Source organism: Priestia sp. FSL W8-0001 (assembly GCF_038050335.1).
GTDB lineage: Bacteria > Bacillota > Bacilli > Bacillales > Bacillaceae_H > Priestia > Priestia flexa.
Genome location: NZ_JBBPAL010000001.1, coordinates 87,346 through 95,000, shown reverse-complemented (window position 1 = coordinate 95,000; position 7,655 = coordinate 87,346). Strand labels below are relative to the sequence as shown.

Genomic DNA, 7,655 nt, shown 5'->3' with positions numbered 1-7,655 from the left:
TTTGTAGCTATTATGGTCCCCACCTTTAGTTCTCATAAACTCTTGACCAGCATGTATGAAAGACACTCCTTGTGAAGTTAACACCATAGATGAAGCAAGCTTATGCATTTGCTTACGCTCAAGCTCAGTAGCATTTGGATTCGTTAATAGTAGTTTGTCCCATAAAGTATGATTATCATGGGCTTCTACATAAGTTACTACTTGTTCAGGATCTTGATAAGTAGATGTTGAAGAATCGTATTGAAGGCCACCTGCTATACTCTTTTTCATCGTGTCTTCCATACCTTGTTTGCCATTTACAAAGCCGCTATCTTCATCATAAAATACACTACCTTTTAAACCATCACGAATAACATCATTAAAATGCGCTACGCCTGGCATTTTGTTTGCATTCTTCTGGTTTGCTTTTTGGTCAGCAGGTAAAGGTGTATTTAAATCCCAACCCTCTCCTAAAACAATAATACTCGGATCAATTTTATTTAAAGCGTCTCGTACCTCTTTCATGGTTTCTACATCATGAATTCCCATTAAATCAAAGCGAAAACCGTCTAAATTATATTCTGTTGCCCAATATTTTACAGAGTCTACAATAAACTTCCTCATCATTTTACGCTCTGATGCTGTATCGTTTCCAACACCTGTTCCATTAGCTAACGTTCCATCTTCATTATATCGGAAATAGTAACCTGGTACTAACTCATTAAAGTTTGACTCACTTACAGCATACATATGGTTATACACAACATCCATAATTACGCGTAAATTATTTTTGTGCAGTGATTGAACCATCTGCTTCATTTCTTTAATTCTTACTTTAGGTTCATATGGATTTGTAGAATAAGAACCTTCCGGCACATTATAGTTCTTTGGATCATATCCCCAATTGTACTGCGGCTCGTTTAATTTTGTTTCATCCACTGTGCGGTAATCATAGATAGGAATAAACTGCACGTGCGTCACACCTAAATCTTTAATATGATCTAATCCTGTTTTAACTCCACCAGGTCCTCTTGTTCCTTCTTCAGTAACGCCTAAAAACTTACCTTTATTTTTAATTCCACTATTTGGATCAATCGATAAATCCCGTACGTGCAGCTCGTAGATAATAGCATCTTCGCGGTTTTTCAAGAATGGCTTTTTCGCTGGCCACTTCTCTGGGTTTGTGGTTTTTAAATCTACCACTACACCTTTATCTCCGTTTACAGTTACAGCACGTGCATACGGATCAACAGCCTCATTCCACTTATCTCCAATTTTAACTTTATACGTGTAGATTAATCCATCTTGATTTCCTTTTAATTGTGTAGTCCATGTACCTCGCTCTGCTTTTTTCAGTGGAATTTCTGTTCCGCTAGTTGAGTCCCACTTTTTATATGAGACTAGTTTAGCTTCAGTAGCAGTAGGAGCCCATAAGCGAAAAGACGTTTTATCTTTTTTATACGTATTTCCTAAGTCATTTCCGTCATAATAAAACATGTCATCAAATTCTTTAGAACGCACTGCTGCTCCAATTTCAACCGTCGCGCTTCCAAACAAGGATTTCGATATCTTATATGCCTTTGTTAAATCTAAGTTATTTTTCGTCACAACTCGAACCTTGTTCGTTGTTTTTTCTTCCTTATTTAATGGTATCACTTCCTTAATTTCTACTCCTTCTAATGTAATACCAGAGTTATCTGCCTCTTCTATAGCGAATGGAACGTTTGTTTGAAGCGTAATTTCATTCATTTTATCAATAGTAGCTCCAACAATCTTTGGATTTAAATCAATTTGGCTTGGATCGTAGAATACACGCTCGATTCCTTGAGCAATCCAAATTTCAGCTGATCCATCTTCTTTAAATTTCGTGATATAGCGATTATCTAATTCTTTATTCCCCCATTCGTTTCCATTTATGCTTTGTCGAGCAATAAACCCTACCTTTTGAATACCTTGGGGATCATTCAATTCAAAAGTAGCAACTTTTCCAAAATCATCTTCATCTTTAAACTGAACGGCTTGTCCACTCTTTCCATCTGGCCAGACCCACAAATCCCAGTCTTTATAGTTCTTATCATAACGTGCATAATGAATGGTTACTTTAACGTTCTCATAAGATGGTAAATCACGATACTCTCCATCTGGTGGCTCGTTATATACTGTGTTATCTCCACTTTTTATCCATACTTCCCCTTCACCATTTTGGATATCAACCCAGCGATCTTCCCCATCTTTTTCCCAAGTATCTGTCCGGACAATAAATCCTACCTTTTTAGTGTTTGTAGGAATTTCAATCTCAGCAACTTTTCCAAACGCATCTTCCCCTGTAAAGTCGTACGCTTTCCCTTCCCCGCCTTCAGGCCAAATCCATAGGTTCCAATCTTTTGTGTTATTCGGCGCTTCTTGATAATGAATAATTACTTTCCCTGTATTTGCAAACGTTTGCATAGGGAAGCTCGAAAAAGCGGAGGCAAACATTGCAAAAACGATTAGAACAACAAACCATCGATTAATTTTCATAAAGCCCATCCCCTTTGTTTATAGTCGATAACAAATCTATTATATAAAAACTGAAAACGTTTGCACAATATAAAATTTTGAATTTTTGAAAATTGAATCCAAAAGACCTATTAAAAAATAGATAATAATAAATAAAAAAGACAGCCAATTAGCTGTCTTTTTTATTAACGGTGGCGCATTTGCGGGAATAACAGTACATCACGAATAGAAGGAGCGTTTGTTAATAGCATAACTAATCGATCAATACCAATTCCTAAACCACCAGTTGGCGGCATACCATATTCTAACGCTTCAATGAAGTCATCATCCATCTCATGTGCTTCATCGTTACCTTGTTCTTTTTCTTTTAACTGCGCTTCAAAGCGTTCACGCTGATCAATTGGATCGTTTAACTCCGTGAAGGCATTTGCATGCTCTCTTGCTACAATAAATAACTCAAAGCGATCAGTAAAGCGAGGGTCATCCTCATTCTTTTTCGCTAATGGTGAGATTTCTACAGGATGTCCGTAAATGAATGTTGGTTGAATTAATTGCTCTTCTACTTTTTGTTCAAAGAATTCATTTACAATGTGCCCGTATAACATATGCTCTGTAATTTCAACATTGTGTTCTTTTGCAAGAGCACGTGCCTCTTCAACAGATGTTTCTTTCCAGAAATCAACGCCTGTATATTGCTTAATAGCATCTACCATATGAAGTCTTGTCCATTCTGGAGTTAAGTCTACTTCATACTCCCCATACTGGATTTTAGTCGTTCCTAATACTTCCTGAGCAATATGTGCAATTAAGTTTTCAGTTAATGCCATAATATCTTTGTAATCAGCGTATGCTTCATAAAGCTCAATCATTGTAAATTCTGGGTTGTGACGAGTTGATACCCCTTCATTACGGAAGACGCGACCAATTTCGTACACTTTTTCTAAGCCACCAACAATTAATCGTTTTAGGTGTAGCTCAATTGCAATACGCATATAAAGCTCCATATCTAGAGCATTATGATGAGTAACGAATGGACGAGCCGATGCACCACCAGCAATTGAATGCATCATTGGTGTTTCAACTTCTAAGTAGCCATTATTATCTAAGTAGCGGCGCATTGATTGAATAATACGGCTTCGCAAGATAAATGTTTGTTTACTTTCTGGATTAGTAATTAAATCTAAATAGCGCTGACGATAGCGTTGTTCAATATCTTTTAAGCCGTGATATTTATCCGGTAAAGGACGTAAAGCTTTTGATAATAGCGTGAAGTCTTTTACTTTAATTGATAATTCACCAACTTTTGTTTTAAACAATACGCCTTGTACACCAACATGGTCACCAATATCAACTGTTTTAAAGATTTCGTATTGTTCGTCCCCTACTGAATCTTTACGAACATAAAGTTGAATTTGACCCGTTAAATCTTGAACGTGAGCAAAGCCTGCTTTTCCTTTTCCGCGCTTTGTCATAATACGTCCTGCTAATGAAACTGAAACTTCATTTTCCTCTAAAGCTTCTTTTGTTAGTTCTTCATATGCATCAATTATCTCTTGTGATGTATGTGTACGTTCGAAGCGTTTTCCAAATGGATCCATACCTTGTTCTCGAAGGTTGTTCATTTTTTCACGACGAACGAGAAGTTGATCATTTAATTCTTCATGATTCATTATGTGCTCATCTCCATCGTATTAATAAATTTTCTAAAACAGAAAAAAGGCCAGCTTTTCCACTGGCAATTCCTACGTTTCTTTAAAATTATTATAAATTCAGTCGTTTCTCTATGTCAAATCGCTTTAGACTTACAGTGTGTTCTTGTCTCAAGCTAAAACAACTTGATATAGTAATCCAACTGCCTTAATGCGTAATTATATCGCTTCTTTTCTTTACGCACTTTCGACCTTATCGAATTCTAAATAATGTTTGGTTATCAATTTCTTATTGTAACGAACTAAGAAAAGCAAGTAAACCTCCTGGCTCTTAAAAACAAAAAACGTTTTTATGGAGCCGTTACATCATATAAGTTACCAATTAATTTAATCCCTTGTTCTGCAGCTAGTCTTTCCGCTAAGTATACTGTCGATGTATCCTCAATAGGTATAATGAGGTCACTAGCAATTTCTGCTAGAGGGACCATTACAAATGCTCTTTCTGTCATCCGAGGGTGAGGAACAATAAGTCTAGAACTATGTATAACCTCTTCATTATACAGAAGAATGTCCAAATCTAACGTACGGGGTCCCCATACAACCTCTCTTTTTCGGTTCTGCTGTAGCTCAATCGCCTGCAAAACATCGAGCAACTCTAGAGAAGAAAGTTCTGTTTTAATTTCGGCTACCATATTTAAGAAAGCGCTTTGGTTAGTATAGCCAACCGGATCCGTCTCATATACGGAAGAAAGATTTTCTAATAAAATGCCTTCATGACTGTCTAGTGATTGAACAGCTTGCTTTAAGTAGTTACTGCGGCTTTTAATATTAGACCCCAGGGCTATAAAAGCTCTATTGTTCATTAGCGGCTCCTTGTAATTTCGACGGCAACCGAATCATAATGACCTTGAATCGGAGGGTCGGGTTTATATACTTTTACGGTACAAGCTTGAATTAGATGATAAGAGGATAAAACCGTTGACGCAATGGTCTCAGCAATAGTTTCAACCAGCTTAAACGTTTCTTTCTCCACAATGTTTTTACAGACTTCGTAGAGCTCTGCATAACTTACAGTTGCTTCTAAATCATCCTCTTGTCCAGCTTTTTTTAAATCTAATTCTACTGTTAAATCTACATTAAAACGTTGACCTAACTTATTTTCCTCAGTAAAAACGCCGTGATAACCATAAAAGCGCATATTATTCACATAAATTTTATCCATTCTCGATTACTCCTTTACCTACTAAAACATCCATCATCTTCGTAAAGCGAGCAATCTCTTTCACATCGTGTACTCTTGTCATATGAATACCTTTAGAAATACCCATTCCAATAGTAGCAGCAGTTCCTTCTATTCGTTCCTTTGGAGGCAAATTAAGGACGTGTCCAATTGTTGACTTTCGAGATGTAGCCAACAACACAGGATAGCCTAGTGCTGTAAACTTATCTACATTTTGAATAGCTTCAATATTTTGCTCTACTGTCTTAGCAAATCCAATCCCTGGGTCTAAAATAATATTCTTATCTTTTACACCAGCACTTTTAACGATTTTTATGCTTTCATATAAATCAGCAATCATATCTGGAATGAGGTTTTGATAATTTTTATTGTCTCTATTATGCATGAGGATGATAGGTACATTATAATCAGCAGCTACTTTTGCCATCTCCGGGTCAGCCTTTGCTCCCCACACGTCATTAATAATGTGTGCACCTGCTTCAATTGCTTGCTTTGCTACCTCAGATTTATACGTATCAATAGAGATAGGTACGTCTAGAGTTCGAGATAATTCTTTGATAACAGGAATTGTACGCTCTAATTCTTCTTCCACACTTACTTTATCGCTTCCTGGACGTGTTGATTCACCACCGATGTCAATGAGGTCTGCACCATCTATGACCATTTGTTTAGCATGCTCAATTGCTTTATCGATATGGTTAAATGAACCACCATCTGAAAACGAATCTGGGGTTACGTTCAGGATCCCCATAATCAATGTCTTTGTAGAATAATCTAACTTATGGGAACCACAATCGATAAATTGACTATTTACTACCGTTTTTGTCATCTAAGACTTCCTTTCGTACGCCTTCTTTACTCCATAAATGCGAAGTATATTTCTCATATTGTCGCTGTAATGTATAGGTTAGCGTTTGTTCACCCGTTTTAAACTCTTTCTCTCCAATTTTATGGATAGCAAAAATTTCTTGAATTGAATTTGTCATAAAGATTTCTTCGCTCTCAAGAAGCTCTGATAGTGTAAAGAATCCTTCTTTAATAGAAATCCCCTTCACACTTAAAAGCTTACATATAAATTGGCGAGTAATACCGTTTAATATTCCCGTTTCAACAGCAGGAGTAAAGACGGTGTTATCTTTAACAAAGAAAAGGTTTGAAACAATTCCTTCCGCTAAGAACCTTTCCTTTGTTAAAAAAATCCCTTCCTTACTTATATCGTTTCCAACTTCTCTTTTAGCTAAGATATTATTTAAATAATGATGAGATTTCAACCGTTCATTACTTTCGGGAGTATTTCTTTTTGTTTCAAGAATAACCCCCTCTTTTATAAGAGGGGTTTTCTTATCAGGCATAGACTTCATATAAACAATAAGTGATGGACGAGTATATGCTTCTACCTGTAGTCCAATTTCACCTACACCTGCTGATACGTTTAGTCGAACATACGCATTTTGGAGATTATTCTTTTGCAGCAACTCATTAAGAATTGTAAGTATATCTTCCTTTGAATATGTCCATTCAATATTTAAAAGCGATAAACCACTTTGTAATCGACTCAGATGATCATCTAATAAAAATGGATGACCATTATAGATTCTCATTGTTTCAAATAAACCCAGGCCATACATATAACCATGATCAAAAGGAGAAATAGTTGCTTTGCTTCTTTCTAAAATCTCTCCGTTTACATAAATGTACAAAGGTTACACGCCCTTTTTCTGATACGTATTAATAAAATTTTGCAGCATTTCTCGACCATATGAAGTCATAATGGATTCAGGGTGAAATTGGACGCCCTCAATTGGCATAGTTTTATGGCGAATAGCCATAATCTCATTTTCATCTGTCCATGCTGACACCTCAAAACAATCAGGCAGAGATCCAGCTTCTACAATTAAAGAATGGTAGCGAGTAGCTGTAAACGGATTGTCCAACCCTTCAAAGATTGTTTTTCCATCATGGTGCATTTCTGACGTCTTACCATGCATAAGCTTATCAGCTCTGATAACATTTCCACCAAATGCTTGACCAATGGACTGATGTCCAAGACAAACGCCAAAAATCGGAATTTGACCAGCAAAATATTTAATTGCTTCTAAGCTAATACCAGCTTCATTTGGGCTACATGGCCCTGGAGAAATCATTAAAAAGTCAGGGTTAAGGTTTTCAATCTCTTCAATTGTAATTTCATCATTACGCTTGACGACTAACTCATGGCCTAGCTCACCTAAATACTGTACTAAATTAAATGTAAATGAATCGTAGTTATCAATCATTAAAATCATCTG

Annotated in this window: 7 protein-coding genes (1 of these 7 running past the window's edge); all 7 read right to left on the bottom strand. The window is 36.4% G+C overall.

Annotated elements, in window-relative coordinates:
- On the bottom strand, positions 1-2,499 hold the 5' portion of the coding sequence (pulA, locus tag MKZ18_RS00510) for a type I pullulanase (RefSeq protein ID WP_341344482.1). The gene continues 393 nt to the left of window position 1, outside the view; only the first 2,499 of its 2,892 coding nucleotides appear in the window; its start codon is at positions 2,497-2,499; its stop codon lies off the left edge, out of view.
- Positions 2,500-2,663: 164 nt separating this feature from the next.
- Positions 2,664-4,148 carry a lysine--tRNA ligase gene (lysS, locus tag MKZ18_RS00505; protein WP_025909854.1) on the bottom strand — a complete coding sequence of 495 codons (1,485 nt, stop codon included), beginning with the start codon at positions 4,146-4,148 and terminating at the stop codon, positions 2,664-2,666.
- 329 nt (positions 4,149-4,477) lie between these two features.
- Positions 4,478-4,990 carry a 2-amino-4-hydroxy-6-hydroxymethyldihydropteridine diphosphokinase gene (gene folK / locus MKZ18_RS00500; protein WP_025909853.1) on the bottom strand — a complete coding sequence of 171 codons (513 nt, stop codon included), beginning with the start codon at positions 4,988-4,990 and terminating at the stop codon, positions 4,478-4,480.
- The gene (gene folB, locus MKZ18_RS00495) at positions 4,990-5,349 is read right to left on the bottom strand and encodes a dihydroneopterin aldolase (protein ID WP_025909852.1); all 360 of its coding nucleotides are present in this window, start codon (positions 5,347-5,349) and stop codon (positions 4,990-4,992) included. Before folB ends, folK begins: the two co-directional genes overlap by 1 nt.
- On the bottom strand, positions 5,342-6,196 hold the full coding sequence (gene folP / locus MKZ18_RS00490) for a dihydropteroate synthase (RefSeq protein WP_025909851.1): 855 nt from the start codon (positions 6,194-6,196) through the stop codon (positions 5,342-5,344). Before folP ends, folB begins: the two co-directional genes overlap by 8 nt.
- Complete coding sequence (gene pabC / locus MKZ18_RS00485; RefSeq protein ID WP_061785373.1) at positions 6,174-7,067, bottom strand: aminodeoxychorismate lyase; 894 nt, start codon at positions 7,065-7,067, stop codon at positions 6,174-6,176. The genes folP and pabC overlap by 23 nt, the downstream gene beginning before the upstream one ends.
- A gap of 3 nt (positions 7,068-7,070) precedes the next feature.
- A complete protein-coding gene (gene pabA, locus MKZ18_RS00480) occupies positions 7,071-7,652 on the bottom strand; it encodes an aminodeoxychorismate/anthranilate synthase component II (protein WP_025909849.1) in 582 nt (193 codons plus the stop codon).
- Between the last annotated feature and the right edge of the window lie 3 nt (positions 7,653-7,655).

What these genes read in the sequence shown, in the direction of transcription:
- lysS (WP_025909854.1), bottom strand. Translation starts at nt 4,148, where the DNA reads ATGAATCATGAAGAATTAAATGATCAACTTCTCGTTCGTCGTGAAAAA.
- folK (WP_025909853.1), bottom strand. Translation starts at nt 4,990, where the DNA reads ATGAACAATAGAGCTTTTATAGCCCTGGGGTCTAATATTAAAAGCCGC.
- folB (WP_025909852.1), bottom strand. Translation starts at nt 5,349, where the DNA reads ATGGATAAAATTTATGTGAATAATATGCGCTTTTATGGTTATCACGGC.
- folP (WP_025909851.1), bottom strand. Translation starts at nt 6,196, where the DNA reads ATGACAAAAACGGTAGTAAATAGTCAATTTATCGATTGTGGTTCCCAT.
- pabA (WP_025909849.1), bottom strand. Translation starts at nt 7,652, where the DNA reads ATGATTTTAATGATTGATAACTACGATTCATTTACATTTAATTTAGTA.